Origin of the sequence: Pseudomonas mandelii (genome assembly GCF_002251635.1) — a bacterium.
Taxonomy (GTDB): Bacteria; Pseudomonadota; Gammaproteobacteria; order Pseudomonadales; family Pseudomonadaceae; genus Aquipseudomonas; species Aquipseudomonas mandelii_B.
In genome coordinates this window covers 45,222-69,293 of sequence record NZ_NMOJ01000048.1, presented here as the reverse complement: position 1 = coordinate 69,293, position 24,072 = coordinate 45,222, and the positions used below count along the sequence as shown (strand labels likewise).

Below are 24,072 nucleotides of genomic sequence, written 5' to 3'. Positions count from 1 at the left end.
GATGGTTAACACACTGCTCAGCGTCCAAGCATAGTTAAGGCTCCATCATTCTGCTTTTCTCGTTGCGGCCTATCTGTTGCTCCAATGCCTGCTCCAGTTCGACCATCGCGCGGTCCATGGCCTGGGTGCAATTGACGACTACGTCAGGGTGGAACACGTCATGACAGGCGTTTTCCAGCGCCTCGCAGCTGTCGATCAATCGGCAAGCCTGGACGATTCGCGCAGCACCCTTGATTTTATGGGCCACCTCGATGAAAGCCTGCCGATCTTCTGTGGGGGATAAGGTCAGCAACTCTTGCCGATCCAGACGGTTGCTGTTCAGCAGTTCGGACAACAGGCGCTGGTCCAGTGTCGGGCTGCCACCCGTCAGCAGATGCAGGCCTTCAAGGCTGAAGGCCGGGGCGCGGACCGTCGGCGCAACGCCTTTAACCCATTGACTCAAGGCTGTCAGGCTCAGGGGCTTGAACAGGCAGTCGTCCATTCCGGCTTGTTTGCAGCGTTGTATTTCTTCCGGTTGTGCGTTGGCGGTGAAGCCCAATACGGTACAAGGTCGGCTCTGCGTTTGCTGTTCATGTTGGCGAATGGAGCGAGCCAGTTCGTATCCATCCATGATCGGCATGTTGCAATCGACGATCACCAGATCGAACACCTCGTCCTTCCAGGCCTTCAACCCCGCTTCGCCATCCGGTGCGGCGCTGGAACGATGTCCCAGGAACTCCAGTTGCTGACACATGAGCAAGCGATTGGCGGGATGGTCGTCGACCACCAGGACGTTCAGTACAGCCGAGGTCGTGTGGAGGGACGGTTCAGCGGTTATCGACACCCGCTCGGCCGGCAGTGTTGCAAGGTTCAGCGAGATCCGGACCTGAGTGCCGATACCGGCCTGGCTGCTCAATTGCAGATTGCCGCCCATCATCTCGCACAGATTGCGGCTGATGACCAGGCCAAGCCCCGCGCCGCCTCTGGCCGCCTGCCCGGAATGATCGGCCTGGGCGAAAGGCTCGAACAAACGCCGTTGATCCTGTTCGCTGATCCCGACCCCGCTGTCCTGAACCTCCAACTGCAACAGCACCCGGTCGGGTTCGTCGGTTGGATGCAGCTCGACCACAACCCGGACCTTACCCTGTTCGGTAAACTTGATGGCGTTGCTGACGAGGTTGGACAGCACCTGCTTGAAGCGCATCGGGTCCAACAGGACATCGGAGGGTGGTTCTGCCAGGTTGAAGTCCAGCCGCAGGCCCAGATTTTTCTGGCGGGCCAGTCCGTCGAAGATCCGTACCACCGAGGCTACGGTTTCTCTCAGGTTGACCCGCTCCGGGCTCAGGCTCAGTCGTCCGGATTCAATTCGCGCAATATCAAGAATGTCGCCAATCAAGTTCAGCAGGTCTTTCGCCGAGTGGTAGGCCACGTCGATGGCCGGGCGATCTGGGTGGCTGTGATCGATACGCTTGAGGGTCAGTTCGAGCATGCCGATGATGGCGTTCATCGGCGTGCGGATTTCATGGCTCATGGTCGCCAGAAAGGTGCTTTTGGCACGGTTGGCTTCATCCGCACGCTCTTTCGCGGCACGCAGGTCATCGAACAGTTGTCGGCGCTCGCTGATGTCGATCCAGCCGCCAATGACGCCTTGGACGTCACCACTGGAGTCCCGGTAGGGAAGTATCCAGTGATAAATCGTCAGTGTGCGGCCACCGATATGCAATGGCCGGTCGAGAATCAGCGGAGTTCCTTCGGCCACGACGCGTTGGTAATCCGCCTGATATTCTTGGGCTTCAAATGAGTTGCCCAAGCTGCCCTGCATGACGTTTTTACCAATCACGTCTTCGCGTTTGGCGCAGAAGGCCTCCAGGTAACTGTCGTTACAGCTTTGCAGCAAGCCCTGGCGATCACGCACGTAGATGGGATGAGGCGTGCCGTTGACCAGCGATCCCATGAACTCGAGTTGGTCGTTCAGGGCGAGCTCGGCGGCCAGGCGCTGATTGATCTGGCGACGCATGTAAGCGTTCCAGGTCATGGAAATCAGCAGCAGCACGCCAACACCCAGAACGATTTGATAGAACAGCCGGTGAAAGTTGCGCCAGGTACTTTGAGAGGCCGATGAGTAGCCTCGCCAGCGGCTGTTGATTATGCCCAGCTCTTCCGGCGCGATGCTCAGCAGTGCCTTGTCGAGGATCGAACCCAGCTCTTTGGCGTCGCGCCCGGTCGCCAGGGAGAACGCGGCTTGCCGGGTGCCAATGGTGGTGCTTATTTGAAGTGTGTGCTCGAAGATTCGCGATGAGATGAAATAGTTGGCAATCACCAATGAACTCACTGTCCCTTCAGCCTGACCCTCGGCGAGCAATTCCACGGCACTGAAGGTGTCTGGCGTTTCGATCAGATGGATTCGCGGGAACTCGCGGCGCAGGTAATCCGCCATTGGATTACCTTGGGCGATGGCCAGGCGTTTGTCCGTGAGTTGCGCCAGATTTGATGGGCTGTCGGCAGCTTTGCGAGTGAGCAGGACAACGGAGTTTTCCAGATAAGGACGGCTGAAGTTCAGCATGGTTTCACGTTGGGTGCTGGGGAGCAGGGCAGCAATCAGGTCGGCCTGATGGCTGTTGACCTGCGCGATCATCTCGTCATCGTTGCGGCTGCGATGGATCTCGAAGCGCAAACCGGTGCGCAATCTGATCAGCTCGAGCAAATCGGCGGATACGCCCCGAAAGTTGCCGTCGCTGTCGAAAAAAGTCAGCGGCGCCAACGCTTCGTTGACCACGACGCGCACCACAGGATGTTGCGCCAGCCAGCGTTGTTCACGGTCGGTGAGTTGCAGTTTCTGATCAGTGAGAAGAATGTCACTGCCCGCACTCCAGCGTTTGGCGATGTTTTCGCGTTCGCTGCCAGGGGTCGCTTTCAGGATGGTGTTGATGATCCCGAGCAGCGCCGGGTTGCCCTTATGCACGGCAAAGCTGAAGCCGTGGGCCTCGTGTTTACCGAAGTTGGCCATGCGGATGTTGTTCAGATACCCCTTGTTGATGATGTAATGGGTTGAAATGGTATCGCCCAGAAAAACATCGGCCTGGTCGAAAGCCACCGCATTGATTGCATTCTGATAGGAGGGGTAGGACGTGATGATCGCTTTCGGGTACAGGGCTTTGACTTCGTCCAGCGGCAAGTAGTGATACACCATGCTCAGGCGCAGCCCGGCGAGGCCGTCGCTCAGGGATCTGGTTTCGCCTTCCCGTGTCACCAGAACCGGTTGATCCACGGCATAGGGCAAGGACAGTACGATGTCGGCATTGCGGGCTTCAAAACCATTGGCGCTGCCGAGCATGTCGACCTCGCCTTTGTCCAGGGCCTCGATCGCATCTCCCCGGGAAACGTAGCGCTGGACCTTGACTGGCAGGCCGGTGGCCTTGCCCAGGATGCCCGCGTAATCAGCAGTGAAACCTTCGTAGTCATGGCCGCTGATGGTCAGGTCGAAAGGAGGGTAGTCGGGGGCAGAGGTGCCCAGAATCAGTTCACGCTTATTGTTAAGCCATTGTTGTTGCGATTTATCCAGTTGGACTTCCATGTGTCCGGTCATTGAACGACTGAGCAGGGTGTAATGCTCGCTCGCCGTTGGTGCCGCGTGCGCTGAGGTGCTCAGGTATAAACCTGCAGTCAGCGGTATCAGATAATCCATTAAACGACTGGGCATCCTGTTTCTCACACTAACGCGTTGCGTTTTGCCATATCAATGAGTTCAACGAGTGATTTGGCCTTGAGTTTTTGCATGAGGCGTTTTTTGTAAGTGCTGACAGTCTTGTTACTCAGGAACATGCCCTTGGCAATTTCCTTGTTAGTGCGGCCTTGGGCAAAAAGTTGCAATACCATCAGCTCTCGGTCATTCACTGACTTGAACAGTTCGAGGTCGGCATATCGCTCATCGTCAGCACGGACAGGATTCAAGGCCTGGCTGGGGAAATAGTTGTAACCTGATAGTACGGCTTTAATTGCGCTCACCAGTTCACTAAGGTCTTCCTGTTTGCATACATACCCGGACGCGCCGGATTGCATGCAGCGAATACCGAAAAGCGTCGGGCACTGTGCCGTTAACACCAGGGTTTTGAGGGGGGTACTCATTGCGTTGAAACGGGAGAGAACTTCCAGCCCATCCAGTTTGGGGATGCTGATGTCAAGAATGACCAGGTCTGGCATGCATTCACGAACCATCTGCATGGCATCGACCCCATTATCAGTTTCGCCGACGACTTTGTAACCCTCATGTTCGAGCAACATTCGGACGGCAAGACGGATGACGGGGTGATCGTCGACAATAAAAACGGAGTTCATAATCAAATCCCATACGCGCTCAAATAAAGCGCGCACCTTAGCTCAGATAGTTGAGGGGGGCATGAACTGACAGGCCTGTAGTGGCAATATAAGATAATTCCTACAGTCGAAGAAGAATCGGACTACGGATCAACTAGGTTTTGCATGAGGATCAGTCAAGTCGTTGTATGTGTGTTTGGTGGGTAGGACAGGTTGATTTGAGATGTATTAGATAGGTGTTTAAATGTTTTTTTAGTATGTCTTTGTTTGAGTGTTTTTATAGTGAAGCCAAGGTCAATAAGTTTCTAAGGTCTGATTGTTTCAAGGGTTTTATCAAATAGCCCAACAAGGGCAGCCCGTGTTCGATGGCTATTCTTTCAAGACCGTCCAGTTCAATGGATGTCAGACTGCTCAGCAGAATGGCCTGTCTGATCATTCCCCGCTCATTGGGTTGCCCTGAGCTGGAAGGGGTGGTCTTCCACCAGCAAGATGCGCCAATCGTGTTCAGACATGGGATTTTTCATGCTTCATCTGTCGAGCAGAGGGAGCATGATTATTTCGCGGTCAGACCGTTCATTCGATCAGTCGGCTCTGCACAGGGTGTAGGGCGATTCTGTTGACGCGCGGATTGAAACGAGAAATGCGCAGAACGTCGATCAGCCGGTCAGGAGGCCCTGACGCGGCTGAACGATGCACGGTCATCCGTGGCTTGAGCGACCGGTCATTTCCAGTGCCATTTGACTGGCATAGCTGTCGGTCATGCCGGCGATGAAGTCGATCATTCTCAGAAACGAAGTGTGTAAAGGGCCATGAGGATCGGGCGCATTGTTGCCTAGCAGGTCGAGAATGCGCCGGCTCTTGAAGGACGGTGTCCGACCGTTGTGTTGTTCCAGTGCCGCGCCGCAGAACGCGTTGAGAAGGATTTCGAGGGTGGTATAGGCGCCGATTTCGTGCAGGGTCTTGCGCTTGTCCTGGAAGATTTTTTTACGCGCCATGTCNTTGGCATCCAGGACGCAGCGCTTGGCCGGACCATGCATGTGCTCCACCAGATCGCCGGGCAGCGTGCCGGCCAGCAGCGAGTCCTGTTGCTCGACGAAGGCCCGGGCGGCGGCATTGGTCAGGTGCTCGATGGCCTTGCCCCGCAGGATCGCCAGTTTGCGCCGACGCGAATCCAGTGGGCCCAGTTGGCGATAGGTTTCCGGGANATCGTCACCCACCAGGTCGAGCAACAACGACTCCACCTCGGCGTACTCCAGCAGGTCCATTTCCAGGCCATCTTCCAGATCGATCAGCGCGTAACAGATGTCATCGGCGGCCTCCATCAGGTACACCAGTGGATGGCGCGCCCAGCGCTGTTCCTCCAGTTGCGGCAGGCCGAGCTTAAGCGCGATCTGCTCCAGCAGCGGGAGTTCGCTCTGATAGCAGCCGAACTTGTGCTTCTTGTAGCCCAGTGAATCGGCGTGCTTTGCCGTCCACGGGTATTTCAGATAGGTGCCCAGCGTGGCGTAGGTCAGTCGGGTGCCGCCGTCGAATTGATGGTATTCGAGCTGGGTGAGCACCCGGAAGCCTTGGGCGTTGCCTTCGAAATTCAGGAAGTCATTGCGTTCGACTTCGCTCATGGCGTCCAGCCAGCCACGGCCGGCGGCCTGCTGGAACCAGTGGCGAATGGCGTCTTCACCGGAATGCCCGAACGGCGGGTTGCCGATGTCATGGGCCAGGCAGGCCGATTGCACCACCATGCCCAGGTCGCTCGGCTCACACCAGTCGGGCAGGGCGCTGCGCAGGGTTTCGCCCACGCGCATACCGAGGGATCGNCCGACGCAACTGACTTCCAGCGAATGGGTCAGGCGCGTGTGGATGTGATCGTTGCTGGTGACCGGATGGACCTGAGTCTTGCGCCCGAGGCGGCGAAAAGCACCCGAGAAAATGATGCGGTCGTGGTCTTTGTGAAACGGGCTGCGGCCGAGTTCTTCGGGGCTGTGCAGCGGCTTTCCGAGGCGTTCGCGGGTAAGCAGGGTTTGCCAATCCAAGGCTGGACTCTCCGTCAGGTGACTGAGCCCCTAGCTTCCGGGTTCGTGCCTGCCCCTGCAAGCGGAACTAGAGCCCGGCGGCGTCGATGTCGATGAGCAGCAGTCGCTCGCCGTTGTCGAAAAATTGCCCGGCAGTCAGGCAGTACTGATTGCTGGTGGCATCGCGGTAGGTCGTGGACAGTGTCAGGCGCCGTTCTTCCCAGCCTTCGGCCAGCAAGTGATAGAAATAAGGCCGCCACGACCAGTTATGACCCAGGTAGCGGTTATCGGCCTCCCAGCCGTTGTTGCGCCATTCCAGATTGGGCGTCAACTGGGTGCCGTGACGGTCGCATTGATAGAAGCGCAATAGCCATGGAAACGCGTGCAACTGTGGCAAGGCGCTCAGCGGCGCACGGGCCAGGGCCCAGGCCTGCAGGATCGCCATCAGTTCGCAGAGTTGCTGGCGCATGATCATCAGTCGACTGCGTTCGCCCAGTTTCTGCTGAACATAACGCTGGCGCAGTTGCGCGAAACGTTCGACAAAAGCGTCGGTGGCGAAGAATTCCTCCTGCGCCCGGGCGAACAGAAACCCCTGTACGTAACGCGAGCCGCATTCCAGGGCGAAATTGAGCTGATCTTCGGTTTCCACCCCTTCGGCAATGATCCAGCACCCGGTTTTCTCGGCCATTTGCGCCAGGGCTTTCACCACGTCGCTGCTGGGTCCGCCCAATGCCGCAGCCTGGAACAGTCGCATATCGAGCTTGAGAATGTCCGGTTGCAGGGCCAGCACGCGATCAAGTTGCGAGTAACCGGCACCGAAATCATCGATGGCGATCCGTGCCCCGGCGTGTCGATAGCGTGCCACGACGTCGGCCAGGCGCTGGATGTCGCCCCCCAGTTCGGTGATCTCGAAGACGATGCGTTGCGGATCAACGTTGTGTCGGCTCAATTGCTTGAGGCTCGGTAGCGCCTGGTCCGGCCGTAAGCGGTTGATCCATCGCGGTGATATGTTCAGGCTCAAAAACCAGTCCGATGGCGCTTCATGCAAACGGCTCAGAGCGTTGTCGCGGATCTGCCGGTCAAGGCGACGAAGGGCGATCGCGGGCGTTCGCGGGTCGGCGAACAACGGCCCCACCGAAGCCAGTTGACCATCGGCCTGTCGCAGTCGACCCAGCGCTTCCACACCCGCGATACGGCCCGTGGCGGTATCGATAAATGGTTGAAAGCAGGCGAGCGGTTGCCCGTCGATCACGAGGCCTCCTTAGTAAGGTCTTGTTTTTGGATTGACCTGTACGCCGGGTAGGCACAAAGGATTGAACCTCTCGATAAAGAGGTTAATCCCGGTGGTGTTGCAAGAATGCAGCCAGATAGTGGCTATTCAATCTTTGCGCGAAGAACCCTGCATGACCAATTTGATCAAGGGGCCCAGCGTTGTGCCCAAGCGAACCAGTCGAGTCAGGCTGCTGGTACCGCCGCCTTTGGCGCCTTTCCCGGTCAGAAAACCGAGCAGCGTCACGGCCGCCATGCCCCAGAGCGGGGCGTGCTTGATGCCGAAGCCGTCGTGCAGGTTTTGCGTCATCCCGCGTACCCGCTGCAAGGGTTGCAGCAGTTGCGCGGATTCGTGACGAATTTCCTGGCGGTGCATTTCCATGCGCAGGCGAATCAACGCCTTGCGCATTTCGCGGCGGGAGCNGTTTTGCGGGATTTCAGTCATGCTCATGGCAGCAGGCGCTCCCGGTCGTTGGCCAGTTCTTCAAGGGTGCCGTGGAAGGGCGAGGACTCATCGAAAATCGCGGCCTTCAGGCGCATGGCACAGAATATTGCTGCCAGTGTGTAGAACACACAGAGCCCAATGATCGCCGGCAGACGGTAGGTGTCCCAAAACAGGATCAGCACCAGCGTCGACAAACCCACCAGCAACAGCAAAGCAAAGACCAGCGCCAGGCCTGCAAACAGCAACAGGCTTACGGTGCGCGCTTTTTGTTCCTGCAACTCGATGCCGAACAGTTCGACATGGCTGTGCAACAGTCCAAGAAAAGCGGCACCCAGGCGCCGCGATGAAGAGCTTGTGCCCGTCGCGGACGAGCTGGATTCACCGATAGACATATCAGCGCCGAGTGGCCAGCAGGCCAATCAGAAAGCCGACACCTGCGGCGATTCCGACCGATTGCCATGGATTGGTCTGCACGTAATCTTCGGCAGCGGTAACGGCGGCCTGGCCGCGTTCGCGCAGGGAGTCTTCGGTCAGCTTCAACGTTTCGCGGGCACGCAGCAGACTCTCGTGGATCTGGCTGCGCAGCTCATCAGCCTGGTCGCCAGCCAGGGTTGCGGTGTGTTCCAGCAACCGTTCGGTGTCGCTGACCAGAGTCTGAAAATCGTTCATAAGGATTTCTTGAGCAGTCTTTGCTTTGATGCTGGCCATTGGTGATCTCCGTAAGTGGCTTCTGAAGCGTTCGAGTATGAGCCTTGTGTGAAGGTTCAGTACAAATGACTGGTACAACTTTTGCTATGTCATGGTGCATCAGCCCGCGCCGTTGCGCTGTTGCCGGGCATGATTTCAGGAAAACCCTGATTCAAACAATTAAAACTCGCGTCAGGGTTTCAGCCTTGTGCGCCAAAGCGGTTCATCGGGATCAACGCCTTGATCCTGCGGGCCGCAACTTGGTGCACAAACTCCCTGCGCGAACCGCTTTGGTGCTTTTTTAGCCTTCAGGTCTGCCAACCCCATGGAAAATCTGCAAAGCGCTGTGGACAGTCTGGTCCATAGCTCCAACACGTTGTTCATTTTGATTGGCGCGGTCATGGTCCTGGCCATGCACGCCGGTTTTGCGTTCCTGGAAGTCGGCACCGTGCGCCAGAAAAACCAGGTCAACGCCCTGTCGAAGATCCTCAGCGACTTCGCTATCTCGACNCTTGCCTACTTCTTTATAGGCTATTGGATTTCCTACGGGGTCACCTTCATGCAACCGGCGGCGGTGATCAACGCCGATCATGGCTACGGGCTGGTGAAGTTTTTCTTTCTGCTGACCTTCGCGGCGGCGATTCCGGCGATCATTTCCGGAGGCATTGCCGAGCGCGCCAGATTCGTCCCGCAGTTGTGTGCGACGGCGCTGATCGTGGCGTTCATCTATCCCTTCTTTGAAGGCATGATCTGGAACGGCAANTTCGGCCTGCAAGGCTGGTTGCTCGCCACCTTTGGTGCCAGCTTCCATGACTTCGCCGGTTCCGTGGTGGTACACGCCATGGGCGGTTGGCTGGCGCTGGCGGCGGTGCTGCTNCTNGGGCCCNGGNAAGGGCGNTATCGAGAAGGGCGTCTGGTGGCATTCGCGCCGTCGAGCATTCCCTTCCTGGCGTTGGGTTCGTGGATCCTGATCGTTGGCTGGTTCGGCTTTAACGTGATGAGCGCGCAGACCTTGAATGGCGTCAGCGGCCTCGTCGCCGTCAACTCGCTGATGGCCATGGTTGGCGGCACTGTTGCTGCCCTGGTGATCGGCCGCAATGACCCTGGCTTCCTGCATAACGGTCCGCTGGCCGGGCTGGTGGCGATCTGCGCCGGGTCCGACTTGATGCACCCTGTGGGCGCACTGGTCACCGGNGTGATCGCCGGAAGCCTGTTTGTCTGGTGCTTCACCGCGGCTCAAGTCAAATGGCGCATCGACGATGTGCTGGGTGTCTGGCCGTTGCATGGTTTGTGCGGTGTCTGGGGAGGGCTCGCCTGCGGCATCTTCGGCCAAAGCGCCTTGGGCGGTCTGGGTGGAGTGAGCCTGATCAGCCAGGTGATCGGCACCTCGTTGGGTGTGATCGTGGCGCTGCTCGGTGGATTTGTGGTGTATGGCGTGATCAAGGCGTTGCATGGTCTGCGCCTGAGCCAGGAAGAGGAGTATTACGGTGCGGACTTGTCGGTGCACAAGATCGGCGCCGTCAGTCAGGACTGATTCACTTTTCTTCATCGTCACTCCCGGGATAAAACCCGTGCAGCAGGCGATAGCGGTCATGCCGTATCTGGTCGGCCCGCTCCTGTACCTGATGCGCCGGAAANCCCAGCAGGATCAAGGCGTGGGAGGCGAGCATCAGGCTCGACTCCAGCAGTTCGGGCACCACTTCGCTGGCGCCTGCGGCTTTCAATTCGGTCAGTTGGCTGTCGTCCCGAGTGCGCACCAGGATCGGAATCGTCGAGTTCAATCGGCGCGCCTCTCGGAGAATCAGGAGCGCGATGTCGGTCTGGTCCACGGCGATCACCAGCAGCCTTGCCCGCACCAGCCCGACCGCGAGCAACAATTCACCGCGTCGCGAGTCGCCGTAATGCACACAGGTTTCACCCGCGGCGGCTTCCTGGACACGTATCGGATCGGTGTCCAGTGCGAGGTAAGGTTGCAGCGCATTACGCAGCGCGCGGCCGATGGACTGACCCACGCGACCGTAGCCACAGATCACGACGTGGTTGTGCAAGTCGGCATTGAGCGCGCTGATTTCTGCCAGTTTTGCTTCTTCGTTGGGCTTGCGATGCAGGCGTGTCGCAATGTGGGGGGCGGCGCGCAGCAGCAACGGTGTCACCAGCATCGAGCAGAATGTCGCGGCCAGCAGAAGACCTCCGAAGTCGGCGGGCATCAGTTTGTTTTGCTGCATCTGCGCCATCAAGGCAAAGCAGAACTCGCCACCCTGAGCCAAGGCCAGGCCACTGCGCCAGGCGGTTTCGCCGTCGCTGCCGCGCCATTTGACCAGCAGCGCGACCACGGTGCCCTTGATGAGCAGTAACCCAAGCGTCAGGCCGAGAACCAGCAGGCCGTGGCTGGCAAATAGCTGCAAGTCGATCAGCATGCCGATGCTGACGAAAAACAACCCGAGCAGGATGTCGCGGAACGGCCGGATGTCCGCCTCGATCTGGTGCCGATAGTGGCTTTCCCCCAGCAGCATGCCGGCGAGAAATGCACCCAGGGCAGGGGAGAGGCCGAGCAAGTGAGTCAGCCACGCGGTCAGCAAAACGATGACCAGCGCCAACAGTACGAACAGCTCCGGGGAGCGAGCGGCGGCTACTTCATGGAACAGGCGGGGCAACAACCATCGACTGGCCAGCAGCAAACCACCGAACAGCACCAGGGTCTTGCCCAGCGTCAACGGCAATGCCCAATACCAGGCCTGATCACTGTTGCCGGCGAACACCGGCACCAGGGTCAGCAACAGCACCGCCACCACATCCTGGAACAGCAGCACGGCAATGGCATTCTGGCCGTGGCTGCTGAATATCTCGCCGAGGCTGCTCAGCTCCTTGCTGACAATGGCCGTAGAGGACAGCGACAGACCGGCACCGAGTAACAGCGCGGGCGTCGCCGGCATGCCGAACAGCATCAGCAATGCCCCCATCAAAATCCCGGACACCAACACTTGCAGGCTGCCAAGGCCGAACACCACCCGACGCAATGCGATCATCTTCGACAGGGAGAACTCCAGTCCAAGAGAGAACAGCAGAAACACCACCCCCAGCTCGGCCAGGTCTGGCAACTCTTCGCTTTCATTCACCCAGTTGAACGCCGTCGGCCCGATCATCAGCCCTACGCACAGATAGCCCAGCACCGGCGGCAGACGCAGGCGCTGGAACAGTGCGATCACCACCAAAGAGGAGGCGAGAATGATCAAGAGGTTGGCGAACACGAAAAACTCCGGTGATGGGTGTTGGCTACTCAAGCGTAGAGGCAAAATAGCCGCGAGCATCGCGCAAATGAGATTGTGCATGAATGATTTGAGTCAGGGATTTGCCGAAATCTTTTGAAATCGACAGCCGTGCCAGAGGTCTTGGGTCTTGGCTCGACTGCGGTTGCCGTCGGGCCTAGAATGAACGCCAAACTTGACTGGTCTTTTTGTCATGCCTCCTGAATGTCAGCTTTTCGGCACCCTTGGTTGCCATCTTTGTGAAGTCGCTGAAGCCATGCTGATGGAGTTTGTCGAGCACGGTTTGTTGGTTGAACTCGTCGATATTGCGGAAAGCGAAGACTGGGTTGAAAACTACGGTCTACGTATTCCGGTGCTGAAGCGTATTGATAGCGGCGCAGAACTTGACTGGCCATTCAACGCAGATGAGGTAGTAGCGTTCTTGCGCTGATTGCAGGTGTGGGACTACTCCCGCCCGTCGCGGTCCACGTTGATGCATTGGCGAAAGGCAGATTATTGAGTTACTGTATGTCCGTACAGTAACTCTGATCGCCTGCCATGTTTTTCCCTGTTTCGGGTTTGGGCAAGCGATCCCGGAAGTCAGAGGGATGAGCCTTGGTCAATGTCGAGCAATTGAAGAACAGTGTGAACCGGATGTCGGCCGATGTGGTGCGCGAGGCGGTCCTCGAACTGCGTCTTGATGGTCTGGTCCTGGAAGGAAAAACACCCTTCAACAAACTGCACTTCAACACCTGTTTTGCCGAAATCGAAGCGTTGTTCCAGCGCGCCGGTTACCACAAGCAGTTGGATGTCGTGGGTTACCAGGGCTTGTTGTACGCGCTTTACGATCCTGGCCGTTGGGAAGCGGTGGACGTGCTGCGCTGGCTCAAGGAGTTCACCGAGGCGGCGGCACGCGCGCAGATACCGGCGTGAGGATTCTCTACTAGGTTCGTTCCGGCCGCTGTTGGATAATGCTGCCCTGCATTGAGGGTCAGAGCGTTCGTATGTCCACTTCATCTTTTTCTGCTGCACACAACCAGGCCAGCACGCTCTACTTGCCACCGGGGCCGTGGCAGACGGTGCTCGATTGTTTGTGTGAGCATTTCAGCGCTATCGGTCGAGAACAATGGCTGGACCGAATTGCTCGCGGTCGCGTGCTTGACGGGCACGGTCAACCGATCGCCCTTGATCTGCGTTACAAGGAAGGCCTGCGGATTCATTACTTCCGTGAGGTGCCTGACGAAAAACCGATCCCGGTGGTCGAATCGATCCTGTACGCCGACGACCACCTGGTCGTGGCCGACAAGCCGCATTTTCTGCCGGTAACGCCTGCCGGCGAATACGTCGAGCAGACGTTGTTGCGACGGCTGATCCGTCGATTGGATAACCCGAATCTTGTGCCTTTGCATCGGATTGACCGGCACACGGCGGGACTGGTGTTGTTTTCAGCGAACCCCGAGAGTCGCTCGGCTTACCAGTCGTTGTTCCCTACACGGAATATCGAAAAACGCTACGAAGCAATCGCCCGCGCATTGCCTGATCTGAGCTTCCCATTGGTTCATAAAAGTCGGCTGGTCGATGGCGAGCCATTCTTTCGCATGCAGGAAGGTCCGGGTGCCAGCAACACCGAGACGGCAGTCGAGGTTCGTGAGAAGCACGGCGATCTCTGGCGTTATGGACTTTATCCGGTGACCGGCAAGAAACATCAGTTGCGGGTGCATATGACCGCTTTGGGCGCCAGTATCTGCAACGACCCGTTCTACCCGCAGGTGCTCAAGGATGTCGAGGACGACTATGCCAATCCCTTGAAGCTGTTGGCCCAGGGTTTGCGGTTTGTCGACCCGGTCACCGGCCAGCAACGTGAATTCGAGAGCACGATCACCCTGCAATGGTGATTACATTGCTTCAGGCACGAAAAAGCCCGCTATAAGCGGGCTTTTCTGTATCCGGTGGTGCCGTAAAGATTACAACTCTTTAACGGTACGAACCTGATCCTTGTTGATGCGGGTTTGNTTGCCGTCAAGTTGTTCGAACTCATAGAAGCCCGAAGCCTTGTCATATTTAGGGGTGTCGACGGCCTGGATTTCGCGACCGTCATTCAGGGTGATCACTGTAGGCGAGGCGCAACCGGCGAGAGTGGCGAGGCCCAGTGCAAGCATGAGAGCGGCGATGGTCCGTTGAGTCATGAGTGTGTCTCCGAATATGAATTCTTTTGGTTACTGAGCTTGAGACGTATACAACGCGCGCAAGTTCCTTCTCGTGTCAGTCTGACACAGTGTTGTGTTCACTTAACAGCTCTGGCGTGTTGAGGTTGGCCAGGCGAGGATCGTTGTCGGGGCATTGCAGGGCGGTAGCACCCAGTTTACGCATCAGGCGACCCGGGCTGCGTTCGCCGTCGTGCCAAGCCGTTTCGAAGTCTGCCGAGAGCGCCACGGGGATGATGCACAGCAATGGTTCCCAGTGTTCGTTATGGCGCAGCATCAGCGGTTTATCCGGATGCTGGCGGGCGGTTTCGCGCATGCTCTGGAGCAGGGTCGCATCGATGCGCGGCACGTCGCACGGCAACACCAGCAGATAGGGGTGACGGGCGGCCTTGAGACCGGCGCGAATACCGGCCAAAGGTCCCGGGAAGTCGCCTTCATCGTCATGGACCAACTGGTCGGCATAAGGCGCGTACTTTTCCAGGTTCCTGTTGCAGGAGATGATCAGGTCATCGCTCAGCTCGCGGGTCTTGCGATGCAGATGCGCAATCAGCGGCTCGCCATGCCATTCCAGCAAACCCTTGTCCTGACCGCCCATGCGTTGGCCTCTACCACCTGCCAGGAGCAGAATGGAGCAGGGCGGCAAATGTGTATTTGAGGTCATGGCACGTCTCCATGGGGGCGGCGAAAAACCGGGGCGCTGTGATATAACACCGGGCTGTTTATCCTACAACTGGACGAGCCTATGAAAGCCAAGGCTGATGTACCTTTCACGCCGCTCAACATCGCGGTGTTGACTGTCAGCGATACCCGCACCCTGGAAACCGATACGTCAGGACAACTTTTCGTCGACCGTTTGAGCGCTGCCGGCCATAACCTGGCTGCTCGGGTTTTGCTTAAAGATGATCTCTACAAAATTCGCGCGCAAGTCGCCAACTGGATTGCCGATGACGTCGTGCAGGTGGTGTTGATCACCGGCGGTACGGGGTTCACGGGGCGNGACAGCACGCCCGAAGCGGTGAGCTGCCTGCTGGACAAGCAAGTCGATGGGTTTGGCGAACTGTTCCGCCAGATCTCGGTGGCCGATATCGGCACCTCCACCGTGCAATCGCGCGCCCTGGCCGGCCTGGCCAATGGCACGCTGGTATGTTGCCTGCCGGGATCGACCAATGCGGTGCGCACTGGCTGGGATGGCATTCTCGCTGAACAACTGGATTCGCGGCACCGTCCCTGCAATTTCGTCGCTCACCTGAAACAGGCGGCACCCTGTGAATCCCGTGGGTAAGCCCGGCAAAACCGGCAGCTTGATGGCGGTCGAAGTGGCGCTGGCGCGTTTGCTGGAAATGGCTGAGGCATCAACGATACGTGAGCGTGAGCGCTTGCCGTTGGCGCAGGCTCAGGGGCGCATACTGGCCGATGACCTGGTCTCGATGCTTGATCTGCCGCCCTGGCCGAACAGTGCCATGGACGGCTATGCCTTGCGCGTCGCTGACTGGGCGGGCGAACCCTTGGTGGTCAGTCAAAAGATTTTTGCCGGCCAGGCACCCGAGCCGTTGAAGCCAGGTACCTGCGCCCGGATCTTTACCGGAGCGCCTGTACCGGCGGGTGCCGATTGCGTCGAGATGCAGGAGAACGCCGAGGTCCAGGCGGACGAGCGCGTCCGTTTTATCGAGACGATGACCCCGGGTCAAAATATTCGCCCGCAAGGCCAGGAAACCACCGTTGGCGAACTTGTTTTGCCGGCAGGTACACGCCTCGGACCTATCGAGCAGGGCCTGGCGGCGTCGCTGGGATGTGCTGAGCTGGACGTGATTCGCAAGATTCGTGTTGCGGTCATGTCAACCGGAGACGAATTGATAGAGCCGGGCCAGCCCCTTGGGCCGGGACAGATTTACAACAGTAATCGCGTGTTGCTGTGCAGTTGGTTGCAGCGCTTGGGCTGTGAAGTGATCGATGCCGGAATACTCCCCGATGATTTAGCGACCACTCGTGCCCGCCTTGGCGAGTTGAAGGATGTCGACCTGATCCTTTCTACCGGCGGCGTGTCTGTGGGAGAGGCCGATTTTCTGGGCATTGCCTTGCGCGAAGAGGGCGAGTTGACCCTGTGGAAACTCGCCATCAAACCAGGCAAGCCGCTGACGTTCGGTCATTTTCGCGGCGTCCCCGTGATTGGTTTGCCCGGCAACCCTGCGTCGACGCTGGTTACATTTGCCTTGTTGGCCAGACCCTATCTTTTGCGCCGCCAGGGTGTGAGGGAGGTCGAGCCATTAAAGTTTCAGGTGCCTGCAGGGTTCGACTGGCCAAAGGCTGGTAATCGCCGAGAGTATTTGCGTGGACGCCTGGAGCATGGTCGGGCAATCATCTACAAGAATCAGAGCTCCGGGGTGCTCCGCAGTGCCGCCTGGGCCGATGGTCTGGTTGAAGTACTGGAAGACCGCACGCTGATCGAAGGCGATTACGTGAACTTCATTCCGCTGAGCGAAGTTCTGGGCTGATTCTGGCGAAAGTCTTGCCACGCAAGCCCGGTTGATCTTGCCCGAGCTTGCGTGCATGGCTAGCGTTTAACGAACCAGAAGTGACACGACCTGATCAAAGCGGCTGTTGGCGACCCAGCCCAGCAGCCCCAGGACCACGGCTGTTCCACCCGCAGAATAGGCCAGCCTGTGTTTGATGGATTTAACATCGCCACGGACCTCTTCCATGTCTCTTCGGATGTATTTGAGGTGTGTTTCGAGTTCAATGACGCGAGGTTCCATATCAACTCCTCCGGCGGGCTTTGCGTTGTTATTGAATTCAGCCTGATGATTGGCGCGAGTGTCTGCCATTGTCGCGACCTGACTGATCGGTAACCTGATGTCATGGCTTTGCATGGGCTGAAACGCTCCTTGCCTTACATCCCTTTGCGTGGCCGACACTGTTGTTGATTGCGCTTTGTGTGGCCCTTGAAGACGGTCTACTCATGGTTTGCACATCCCTGTGTGATGAATGTTGATGACTGATGCTGCGGACCTCAAGGTGTACCAATCGCCAAGGTTGGTCAATTGAGCCGATTCCGCACATGTTGTAAGAAAATTTCCCGCGCTGTAGGACCACAAGGCTGCACGCGCCAAAAAAAAACAAATCCGTGCGACTTTTTTAGGGGGTGGTGAGGTCAACATCTCCCATACGGATTCCAAACATGGGAGCGACAATAATGAATGAGCGCAAGGCGCTGTTGATTCTGCATGGCAAGCAGGCGCTCAACGAGGAGGTCCGCGCGGCCGTCGACGTTAAGCGCAAGCAGGGCTGGGAGTTGGCCGTCCGACTGACCTGGGAGGCGGGTGACGCGCAGCGGCTGGTGGAAGAAGCATTGAGCGCGGGCTATACGCAACTGATTGCTGGCGGCGGTGANGGCACCTTGCGTGATATGGCCGAGGCCATGGCAGCCCATTCGACCGAGGCCAGCCTGGTGCTGATGCCGCTGGGCACCGCCAACGATTTTGCGCGCGCTGCCGGCGTGCCGCTCGAACCCGTTCTGGCGCTGGACCTGCTGGAGGTCGCGCCGCAGGCGATCGATCTGGGCGAGGTGGGCGGTCAAGTTTTTCTGAACATGGCCACCGGCGGCTTTGGCAGTCAGGTCACGGCGAATACCTCGGAAGACTTGAAGAAAGTCCTCGGGGGCGCGGCTTATCTGTTCACCGGGTTATCGCGCTTCAGCGAACTGCATGCCGCCTACGGCGAGTTGCAGGGGCCGGACTTTCAATGGAGTGGTGAGCTTTTGGCGTTGGGTATCGGCAATGGCCGGCAGGCTGGCGGTGGTCATGTGCTGTGCCCGGAGGCCCTGGCTGACGATGGTCTGCTGGATATCAGCATTTTGCCGGCGCCGCAGGAAGTGGTCGGTACGTTGAAAACGTTGCTGGCCGATGGCTTCGGCATCGACAACATGTTTGTGCGAGCTCGCCTGCCATGGGTCGAGATCAAGGTTGCGGAAGGCCTCTACATCAATCTGGATGGCGAACCTATCGAGAGCGAGAGCCTGCGATTCTCGGCGCGTCCGGCGGCATTGCGCGTGCATTTGCCGCAGAACTCGCCTCTGCTGAGCGCTTCGAAAACGGTCAGTCGTCCAGGCTGATGATTTGCTCGCGAACGGCGAATAACACCAGGCCCGCCACATCGAATATCTGCAGGCGTTTCATGATCTGCGAGCGATGCGCCTCCACGGTCTTGATGCTCAAGCCCAGGCCCTGGGCGATTTCCCGGGTGGATTTGCCGCGCACNATCAGCCGCAGGATTTCCAGCTGGCGGGCCGTCAGGTTGTGCGAGTCCGCAGGCTCGGGCTGATGCTTCTGGTTGCGGATCAGTGCCTGGTTGATAACCGTGTGGGCAATGGCCGGGCTCAGGTAGCGCTCGTTGTTGCGCAAGGCCATCAGGGCGTGTTCCAGCTCGTTGGCCGTGGTGTCTTTGAGCAGGTAGCCATGGGCGCCGGACTCCAGCGCGCGCATGATCAGCTCCGGATCGGTGTGCATCGACAGGATCAGCACCTTGCTTTGCGGGCGGACCCGCTTGAGTCGCTGCAAGGCTTCAAGGCCGCCGGTCTCCTTCATGGAGATATCCAGAAGAACGATGTCAGGGGACAGCTTCTCGACCATCTCGAGTAGCTGCGAGCCGTCATTGGCCTCACCAATGACCGCGTAGCCGGGAATATCCAGCACCAGAGCGCGCACGCCTGCCCTGATAAGCGAGTGGTCATCCACCAGAAGTAAGTTACAAGTCAATGCATAACCTTATTCGTACTGGCCCGTTCGAGCGCACGGGGCGCCCAGGGAAAGAGTGCTTCAATTTGAGTACCTTTGCCCGGCTCGCTGGTCACGTTCAAGGTACCGCCCAGTTGATCGATCCGTTCCACCATCCCGGCCATCCCGCGTTGTCCCTCTCGACCGGGGTCTGCGGCTGGCGCGAACCCCAGGCCGTCGTCGCTGATCAACAGCGCCAAACCCTGGGGCGTGCGTTGCAGGCGGATCAACAGGTTGTTCGCTTGGGCATGGCGAAGCATATTGGTCACCGCTTCCTGGGTGATGCGAAACGCTGCCACGGCCATTTCTTCCGGGATACCGGTCAGCCGTTGCTGGCATTCCAGGCTCCAGTGGATCGGGGTGTTTTCCAGGGTCTTGAGCAAATGCGCGCGCAGGCTCGCCTCTAATCCNAGACTGGCCAACTGCCTGGGATTGAGAATGGCCGAGACATCACGAACTTTGGCCAGGGTTTCGTCCAGTGTGTCGCAGAGCACCGAGCACTGGCCTTGCATGTCTTCAGGCATACGACGTTTTAGCCACTCACTTTGAAGTTTTGCAGCGGTCAGCAACTGGCCGATGTCGTCATGCAGTTCGCGGCTGAGGCGGTGACGTTCGTTTTCCTGGACTTGCAGCAGACGATCGGCCAGCTCTTGCGGCTGAAATTTTATCGACTTGCGCGAGAGGCAATGTTGAACCCAGACGCAGACGAGTGCCGCCAGATTGAGTACCAGCAGGCTGACCGGTAGTGGCACAGACAGGCTGAAGGCCAGCAAGCTGCCAAGCGCCGAGCTGGTACACAGCAAAAGCGTGAACCGTCGCGCGTTTGTTTGGGAGGGTGGCCATAGGGTGATTGACTTGAGACTGGCGTACATAGCGGATGGAGCCAATGGATGTTCGCTGCGGGCAGACCGGCCATCGTGGTTGACGGGTCTCTGTCTGAAAATCTGTAGTGACTCGTCTTGAGCAGTGCTGTCCAGGGTTGAAACCAGAGCCTTCAACTTATCGGGCTGCTGTCATCTGGAATCACATTGCCATTAATTAGCGTCAACTAAAGGTCGGCATAATACCACTTAAGATACCGTCGGTCGCGTTTGCTATATATGTCTATTCGGTCAGGAATTAAAGTTCTGGACGATAGTTCCACAATGGAAAAAGTATCGAACTGTCGTTGGCAGGTATGAAATATTCAATTGCGACATGAGCGCACCCAAGTTAATGAGCGGCATCATGGCAATAAGAATACGCAGCACAGCCTAGTTGTCGGAAGAATTAAGCCTGCCGCTCAGAATAGGAAACGAGCGTGAACGGTTTGGAGTTAACCGCTAACTGAAAATGACTTTGTCCGACCTGAAACGCAAAGGCTTCAATCAGGGAAGTCTGTTCACTGTTATCCAGACTGAGTTGGCCGGTGGTCTGATCGATGAGTTCGAGTTGCCAGGCCATCAACGTAAAGCAGTCCTTCAGTGCGCCCAAGGCCTGGTCGTGCAGTTCCATGTGGCTTTGGGCGTGGTTCAGCAAACCGTGGATGTGCAGCGAAAATTCGGACACCGCTTCCAGCGCCAGAGCGTCGGCTCTGCTGGCCAGTTTTAGCAGGCTGCTGAGCATGCAATCGATTGCGTCCTTGTCATTGCTGATGAGCTGCAGATGGCTCAGGCACTCCTCCGATTTGGCCAGGAGTGTTTCAGCTTCGACCAGAAATTCCGGTAAACGCTGAGCCCACTGTTTAGGGTCGTTCGGCATGCTTATCTCCACAACGTCATGTCAAATGAGGGGATGTCGTGTGTGTCGACGAAGACGTCCAGCGTCCCGACGCTGCCGTGCCGGCATGAGATCGCGCTCCGGCTGACCTGGGCGCAGGCTGGGGAACTCGAGAGGGTGGATGGCCACTTACCTGCGATCGCACACAAAAGCCTGACTCCGTTCATGCAATGAGAATGGCGTCACATTAATGGCTATTAGATATCGCGAATATCAGGTTGGGCCTGATTGTTACTAGGGGAATCCCTTACACAGGGGAACCTAACGTGCAAACCGAGGTCGCGCCGCAGGGGATGAAGCAGATGAAATCACTGCGCCAGTAAAGCATGATGTTAATGTGACATCAATGCCCGGTCGTGGCATTTTGTCTAAGGGTCAAGGTCTGGCAAAAACAGCCGATAACTCTCTTTAGTGAATTCATCAGTACAAGCCCAGGAGTCATTAATGGCCGGCATTCTCGACACGGTAGATCAACGCACGCAACTGGTGGGTGAGAATCGCCTGGAGATTCTCATGTTCCGGCTGGCCGGTCGGCAATTGTTCGCGATCAACGTCTTTAAAGTGCAGGAAGTGTTGCAATTGCCGAAGCTGACCCTGATGCCCCAGCGGCATCCATTTGTGTGCGGTGTGGTCAACCTGCGTGGCCAGACCCTGCCGGTGATTGACCTGTCCCAGGCCATCGGCATGCGCCCGCTGGTGCCGGGGCCCAACAGCACGATTATCGTCACCGAGTACAACCGTTCGGTGCAGGCCTTCCTGGTGGGCGGCGTGGACCGCATCGTCAACATGAACTGGGAAGCCATTCTGCCGCCGCCCACCAGCGCCGGCCGCCAGCATTACCTGACCGCCATCAGCAAGGTGGACGATCAGTTGGTGGAAATCATCGACGTGGAAAAAGTCCTGGCCGAAATTGTGCCGTATAACGCCAAGGTCTCGCGCGAGAAACTCGACGACCCGGTGCTGGAGCGCGCCCGTGGTCGTGAAGTGCTGCTGGTGGACGACTCCAATGTGGCCCTCTCGCAACTGCGCGACACCCTGGGGCAACTGGGCGTGAAGATGCATATCGCCAGTGACGGCCTCAAGGCACTGAACATGCTCAAGGCCTGGGCCGACACCGGCCAGGTGATGACCGACAAATTGCTGATGATCTTCACCGACGCTGAAATGCCCGAGATGGACGGCTACCGCCTGACCACTGAAATCCGCAACGACCCGCGCCTGCGTGGGCTTTACGTGGTGTTGCACACGTCGCTGTCGGGCAGCTTCAATGACTCGATGGTCAAGAAGGTCGGCTGCGACAATTTCCTCTCCAAGTTCCAGCCGGACAAACTCGTCGACGTGGTGCGCCAGCGCCTGATGCTCGACGAAGTGCCGGCCTGATCTCGATCTAAGGCTGCACACGATCAACTTGTAGGAGCGAGCCTGCTCGCGAAGAGGCCATCACCGTCAATATTGATATTGGCTGATACATCGCCTTCGCGAACAAGCCCGCCCCTACAAGGTAAGCAGAGATCAATTTTCTGCCTTTGATTCGGCGACCAAGCTCGTATAGGGTGGCATTTTTTGCCCACCAGGGAGCTGGCCATGTTGCGTCTGAGCGCGCTTTACCGTTATCCGTTGAAATCCGGCAAGGGCGAGCCCCTGCAACAGGTCAGCCTCGACAAGCTTGGTCTGGACGGTGATCGACGCTGGATGCTGGTGGACGAAGNCAGCGGGCGCTTCCTGACCCAGCGCGCGGTGGGGCAGATGAGCCAGTTGTCGGCGCTGTGGAATGCCGACGGTGGCTTGACCCTCAGCGCTCCCGGCCGCTCCCCCATCGACATTGCATTACCCGCCAGCGATGCAGAACTGCGGGGCGTAACGATCTTCAAAGACACTCTGCGCGTACCCGATGCCGGTGATAAGGCCGGTGCCTGGGTCAGCGAGTTCATTGGAAAGCCGACGCGTCTGGTGCAAATTCCTCTGGATCGCGCGCGCACCACCCAAGCCGGCTACGGCAAGGACGACGATCAAGTGGCGTTCGCCGACGGCTTCCCGCTGTTGCTGATCGGGCAAGCGTCCCTGGAAGACTTGTCGCAAAAGGTCGGGCGCCCGCTGGAAATGCTGCGCTTTCGCCCGAATCTGGTGATCGAGGGCAGCGAGGCGTTTGCCGAAGACACCTGGAAGCGTATCCGCATCGGCGATGTCGAGTTCCGCGTGGTCAAGTCCTGTTCGCGCTGCATCCTGACCACCATCGACCCGCAAACCGGTGAGCGCAACAGTGATCGCGAGCCTTTGGCCACGTTGCAGAAATACCGCTCCGAGGCGGACGGCGCGATGTTCGGGCAGAACCTGGTCAACGACAGCAATGGCCAACTTGAAGTCGGCATGCCAGTGACCATCCTGGAATAAACACGCCGGATAAAAAATGCCCGGGACCATAAAGGCCCCGGGCATTTTTTTGTCACTGTGAAAACCCGGGGGTTTAGCCGCGGTATTCGCACAGGTAAGCGGTGTCGACGGCCACTTTCAACTGGAACTTGCTGTTGGCCGGTACATTGAACTGGCTGCCGGCGGCGAAGGTTTCCCAGTCGTTGGCGTCAGGCAGTTTGACGCTCAAGGCGCCGGACACCACGTGCATGATTTCACGCTGGGCGGTGCCGAATTCGTATTCACCCGGGGCCATCACGCCGATGGTCGCCGGACCTTCTGCGGTGCCGAAAGCGATCGACTTGACGGTGCCGTCGAAGTATTCGTTGACTTTGAACATGGGCGATTCCTCGAAAAGGGCTAAAAAGGGCCGGCCAGTATGCACAAGGCCCATGCCGGCGTCACCTCTCCAGGGGGAGAACCTGTGGCAACAGACGCGCTGTATTGCGCGCATCTTCCAGTGCCCGATGTTGCTGGCCATGGAACTGCATCCCCGCCAATTGCAGCGCGCCGTTGAGCCCCAGCGGCTTGTCCAGGCGCCGGGCCTTGGCGAAGCGCTGTTTGAGATTCATGTGCGGCACGCTGGCAAGAACGCTGTCCAGTTGCAGTCGCTGCCATTCCTGAAGCAGTTGCTTGCGATCGTAATCGCCCCAACTGGCCCAGCCCTCCAGCTCCGGTTGATGGTGCACGAGCCATTGCTCGAATGACGGCCAGACCTCACTCAGCGTCTGCGCTGCGTCGACGTTGGCCTGAGTGATGTGCGTCAGCTCCCGGCAAAACGGCGTCAGCAAAGGCCGACGCAGCGGCCGCACGAAGCACTGGAAACAATCCACCTCGCGCCCTTTTCGGTCCACCAGGGTGGCACCGATTTCGATGATTTCCATTTCCGTAACTGGCCAGCCACCGTCATCGGTGGTGGCTTCCAGATCGATCACCAGCCAGTGAGGCATCGCAGGGTTCCTGGTATCCGCGTCCTGATAGGGC

Annotated in this window: 25 protein-coding genes and 1 pseudogene; 9 read left to right on the top strand and 17 right to left on the bottom strand. The window is 58.1% G+C overall.

Translation table 11 applies throughout. From position 1 onward, the window contains the following. Nucleotides 1-34: 34 nt before the first annotated feature. The 8 genes and pseudogenes from B7L09_RS07265 to B7L09_RS07230 form a co-directional block, all read right to left on the bottom strand. Complete coding sequence (locus tag B7L09_RS07265; RefSeq protein WP_094468348.1) at nt 35-3,679, bottom strand: transporter substrate-binding domain-containing protein; 3,645 nt, start codon at nt 3,677-3,679, stop codon at nt 35-37. Between the two features lie 8 nt (nt 3,680-3,687). Next, on the bottom strand, nt 3,688-4,314 hold the full coding sequence (locus B7L09_RS07260; RefSeq protein WP_094468347.1) for a response regulator transcription factor: 627 nt from the start codon (nt 4,312-4,314) through the stop codon (nt 3,688-3,690). A 256-nt stretch (nt 4,315-4,570) separates the two neighbouring features. Beyond that, nucleotides 4,571-4,805 (bottom strand): annotated as a pseudogene (locus B7L09_RS07255) (hypothetical protein). Between the two features lie 186 nt (nt 4,806-4,991). Next, nucleotides 4,992-6,323: a deoxyguanosinetriphosphate triphosphohydrolase gene (locus tag B7L09_RS07250; protein WP_094468346.1), complete on the bottom strand. Its 1,332-nt coding sequence runs from the start codon at nt 6,321-6,323 to the stop codon at nt 4,992-4,994. A 67-nt stretch (nt 6,324-6,390) separates the two neighbouring features. Continuing rightward, nucleotides 6,391-7,554 (bottom strand): EAL domain-containing protein, encoded by a 1,164-nt coding sequence (locus tag B7L09_RS07245; protein WP_094468345.1) that lies wholly within the window; start codon nt 7,552-7,554, stop codon nt 6,391-6,393. A 126-nt stretch (nt 7,555-7,680) separates the two neighbouring features. Next, nucleotides 7,681-8,022, bottom strand: coding sequence for a hypothetical protein (locus tag B7L09_RS07240; RefSeq protein ID WP_094468344.1), 342 nt, complete (start codon nt 8,020-8,022; stop codon nt 7,681-7,683). Next, nucleotides 8,019-8,408, bottom strand: a complete 390-nt coding sequence (locus tag B7L09_RS07235; protein WP_094468343.1) for a phage holin family protein — start codon at nt 8,406-8,408, stop codon at nt 8,019-8,021. The genes B7L09_RS07240 and B7L09_RS07235 overlap by 4 nt, the downstream gene beginning before the upstream one ends. Before the next feature lies 1 nt (nt 8,409). Then, the gene (locus B7L09_RS07230; RefSeq protein WP_090186370.1) at nt 8,410-8,724 is read right to left on the bottom strand and encodes an ElaB/YgaM/YqjD family protein; all 315 of its coding nucleotides are present in this window, start codon (nt 8,722-8,724) and stop codon (nt 8,410-8,412) included. Between the two features lie 304 nt (nt 8,725-9,028). Between B7L09_RS07230 and B7L09_RS07225 the strand changes: the two genes are divergently transcribed. After that, entirely contained in the window at nt 9,029-10,237 is a 1,209-nt protein-coding gene (locus B7L09_RS07225; protein WP_094468342.1) for an ammonium transporter, read from the top strand. Nucleotide 10,238: 1 nt separating this feature from the next. Here the strand turns inward: B7L09_RS07225 and B7L09_RS07220 are convergent, their stop codons facing one another. Then, the gene (locus B7L09_RS07220) at nt 10,239-11,951 is read right to left on the bottom strand and encodes a cation:proton antiporter (RefSeq protein ID WP_094468341.1); all 1,713 of its coding nucleotides are present in this window, start codon (nt 11,949-11,951) and stop codon (nt 10,239-10,241) included. Between the two features lie 211 nt (nt 11,952-12,162). Between B7L09_RS07220 and B7L09_RS07215 the strand changes: the two genes are divergently transcribed. The 3 genes from B7L09_RS07215 (at nt 12,163) to B7L09_RS07205 (ending at nt 13,843) form a co-directional block, all read left to right on the top strand. Then, nucleotides 12,163-12,399, top strand: coding sequence for a glutaredoxin family protein (locus tag B7L09_RS07215; RefSeq protein ID WP_094468340.1), 237 nt, complete (start codon nt 12,163-12,165; stop codon nt 12,397-12,399). A 164-nt stretch (nt 12,400-12,563) separates the two neighbouring features. Further along, nucleotides 12,564-12,881 carry a transcriptional regulator gene (locus B7L09_RS07210; protein WP_094468339.1) on the top strand — a complete coding sequence of 106 codons (318 nt, stop codon included), beginning with the start codon at nt 12,564-12,566 and terminating at the stop codon, nt 12,879-12,881. Between the two features lie 71 nt (nt 12,882-12,952). Continuing rightward, entirely contained in the window at nt 12,953-13,843 is an 891-nt protein-coding gene (locus B7L09_RS07205; RefSeq protein ID WP_094468338.1) for a pseudouridine synthase, read from the top strand. 69 nt (nt 13,844-13,912) lie between these two features. On the opposite strand, the gene B7L09_RS07200 is transcribed toward B7L09_RS07205, so the two are convergent. Together B7L09_RS07200 and mobA are read right to left on the bottom strand one after the other, a co-directional pair. Continuing rightward, complete coding sequence (locus B7L09_RS07200) at nt 13,913-14,134, bottom strand: YgdI/YgdR family lipoprotein (protein WP_094468337.1); 222 nt, start codon at nt 14,132-14,134, stop codon at nt 13,913-13,915. Nucleotides 14,135-14,210: 76 nt separating this feature from the next. Continuing rightward, nucleotides 14,211-14,813: a molybdenum cofactor guanylyltransferase MobA gene (gene mobA, locus B7L09_RS07195; RefSeq protein WP_094468336.1), complete on the bottom strand. Its 603-nt coding sequence runs from the start codon at nt 14,811-14,813 to the stop codon at nt 14,211-14,213. A gap of 81 nt (nt 14,814-14,894) precedes the next feature. On the opposite strand from mobA, the gene moaB reads away from it, so the two are divergent. Together moaB and B7L09_RS07185 are read left to right on the top strand one after the other, a co-directional pair. Beyond that, entirely contained in the window at nt 14,895-15,434 is a 540-nt protein-coding gene (gene moaB / locus B7L09_RS07190) for a molybdenum cofactor biosynthesis protein B (protein ID WP_094468335.1), read from the top strand. Continuing rightward, entirely contained in the window at nt 15,418-16,644 is a 1,227-nt protein-coding gene (locus B7L09_RS07185; protein ID WP_094468334.1) for a molybdopterin molybdotransferase MoeA, read from the top strand. The genes moaB and B7L09_RS07185 overlap by 17 nt, the downstream gene beginning before the upstream one ends. A gap of 66 nt (nt 16,645-16,710) precedes the next feature. Here B7L09_RS07185 and B7L09_RS07180 read toward each other — a convergent pair whose 3' ends face one another. Beyond that, entirely contained in the window at nt 16,711-17,019 is a 309-nt protein-coding gene (locus B7L09_RS07180; protein WP_094468333.1) for a hypothetical protein, read from the bottom strand. 323 nt (nt 17,020-17,342) lie between these two features. Here B7L09_RS07180 and yegS point away from each other — a divergent pair, with 323 nt between their 5' ends. Next, nucleotides 17,343-18,260 (top strand): lipid kinase YegS, encoded by a 918-nt coding sequence (gene yegS / locus B7L09_RS07175; RefSeq protein ID WP_094468332.1) that lies wholly within the window; start codon nt 17,343-17,345, stop codon nt 18,258-18,260. Here the strand turns inward: yegS and B7L09_RS07170 are convergent. The 3 genes from B7L09_RS07170 to B7L09_RS07160 all read right to left on the bottom strand — a co-directional run bounded on the left by B7L09_RS07170 (nt 18,244) and on the right by B7L09_RS07160 (nt 20,661). Next, on the bottom strand, nt 18,244-18,903 hold the full coding sequence (locus tag B7L09_RS07170; protein WP_094468331.1) for a response regulator transcription factor: 660 nt from the start codon (nt 18,901-18,903) through the stop codon (nt 18,244-18,246). The genes yegS and B7L09_RS07170 overlap by 17 nt on opposite strands. Beyond that, entirely contained in the window at nt 18,900-19,793 is an 894-nt protein-coding gene (locus B7L09_RS07165) for a sensor histidine kinase (protein ID WP_094468330.1), read from the bottom strand. The genes B7L09_RS07170 and B7L09_RS07165 overlap by 4 nt, the downstream gene beginning before the upstream one ends. Nucleotides 19,794-20,190: 397 nt before the next feature. Continuing rightward, nucleotides 20,191-20,661, bottom strand: coding sequence for a hypothetical protein (locus tag B7L09_RS07160; RefSeq protein ID WP_094468329.1), 471 nt, complete (start codon nt 20,659-20,661; stop codon nt 20,191-20,193). 462 nt (nt 20,662-21,123) lie between these two features. On the opposite strand from B7L09_RS07160, the gene B7L09_RS07155 reads away from it, so the two are divergent. Both B7L09_RS07155 and B7L09_RS07150 read left to right on the top strand, forming a co-directional pair. Next, the gene (locus B7L09_RS07155) at nt 21,124-22,059 is read left to right on the top strand and encodes a chemotaxis protein CheV (protein ID WP_094468328.1); all 936 of its coding nucleotides are present in this window, start codon (nt 21,124-21,126) and stop codon (nt 22,057-22,059) included. Nucleotides 22,060-22,263: 204 nt separating this feature from the next. Further along, nucleotides 22,264-23,070, top strand: coding sequence for an MOSC domain-containing protein (locus B7L09_RS07150; RefSeq protein WP_094468327.1), 807 nt, complete (start codon nt 22,264-22,266; stop codon nt 23,068-23,070). 73 nt (nt 23,071-23,143) lie between these two features. Here the strand turns inward: B7L09_RS07150 and ppnP are convergent, their stop codons facing one another. After that, complete coding sequence (gene ppnP, locus B7L09_RS07145) at nt 23,144-23,428, bottom strand: pyrimidine/purine nucleoside phosphorylase (protein ID WP_027603886.1); 285 nt, start codon at nt 23,426-23,428, stop codon at nt 23,144-23,146. A 61-nt stretch (nt 23,429-23,489) separates the two neighbouring features. Further along, entirely contained in the window at nt 23,490-24,038 is a 549-nt protein-coding gene (locus tag B7L09_RS07140) for a 3'-5' exonuclease (RefSeq protein WP_094468326.1), read from the bottom strand. Nucleotides 24,039-24,072: the final 34 nt, after the last annotated feature.

Coding starts and splice junctions, on each gene's coding strand:
- B7L09_RS07265 (WP_094468348.1), bottom strand. CDS start 3,679: ATGCCCAGTCGTTTAATGGATTATCTGATACCGCTGACTGCAGGTTTA.
- B7L09_RS07260 (WP_094468347.1), bottom strand. CDS start 4,314: ATGAACTCCGTTTTTATTGTCGACGATCACCCCGTCATCCGTCTTGCC.
- B7L09_RS07235 (WP_094468343.1), bottom strand. CDS start 8,408: ATGTCTATCGGTGAATCCAGCTCGTCCGCGACGGGCACAAGCTCTTCA.
- B7L09_RS07230 (WP_090186370.1), bottom strand. CDS start 8,724: ATGGCCAGCATCAAAGCAAAGACTGCTCAAGAAATCCTTATGAACGAT.
- B7L09_RS07215 (WP_094468340.1), top strand. CDS start 12,163: ATGCCTCCTGAATGTCAGCTTTTCGGCACCCTTGGTTGCCATCTTTGT.
- B7L09_RS07205 (WP_094468338.1), top strand. CDS start 12,953: ATGTCCACTTCATCTTTTTCTGCTGCACACAACCAGGCCAGCACGCTC.
- mobA (WP_094468336.1), bottom strand. CDS start 14,813: ATGACCTCAAATACACATTTGCCGCCCTGCTCCATTCTGCTCCTGGCA.
- B7L09_RS07180 (WP_094468333.1), bottom strand. CDS start 17,019: ATGCAAAGCCATGACATCAGGTTACCGATCAGTCAGGTCGCGACAATG.
- B7L09_RS07160 (WP_094468329.1), bottom strand. CDS start 20,661: ATGCCGAACGACCCTAAACAGTGGGCTCAGCGTTTACCGGAATTTCTG.
- B7L09_RS07155 (WP_094468328.1), top strand. CDS start 21,124: ATGGCCGGCATTCTCGACACGGTAGATCAACGCACGCAACTGGTGGGT.
- ppnP (WP_027603886.1), bottom strand. CDS start 23,428: ATGTTCAAAGTCAACGAATACTTCGACGGCACCGTCAAGTCGATCGCT.
- B7L09_RS07140 (WP_094468326.1), bottom strand. CDS start 24,038: ATGCCTCACTGGCTGGTGATCGATCTGGAAGCCACCACCGATGACGGT.